The 314-nt window shown below is 64.0% G+C and carries 1 protein-coding gene; it reads right to left on the reverse strand.

The annotated features are described in order from the left end of the window. On the reverse strand, window positions 1-248 hold a 248-nt coding region (locus HX846_RS36615; protein ID WP_178967391.1), incomplete at its 3' end, for an MmgE/PrpD family protein. Window positions 249-314: the final 66 nt, after the last annotated feature.

The following is a 314-nucleotide window of genomic DNA, read 5'->3' on the forward strand; positions in this document are numbered from 1 at the left end:
CGGAACGAGGTGCCCGGCACCCGTGCGCCGAACGGCACCACCGTGCCTTCGACGATCGGCCCCAGGTGCTTGGTGCACTCCGGGAAACGCAGGGCCAGCAGGCCGCAACCGAGGGTGTCCATCAGGCAGTTGCGGGCGGTGTCGAGGGCATCGCGGGATTCGATCCTGAAATTCAGTACGTAGTCGGCGATGTCCTGCAGGACCTGGTCGTAGTCGGGGCGGTTGTTCTGGTCGACGTTGGCGCTCATGGCAGTACTCCAAAGTGGGTTAGGTGTGGTCCATCCTCAGGGTCAGGGTGATCGTTCCCACGCTCT

This window comes from Pseudomonas sp. K5002, from assembly GCF_013386655.1.
GTDB lineage: Bacteria > Pseudomonadota > Gammaproteobacteria > Pseudomonadales > Pseudomonadaceae > Aquipseudomonas.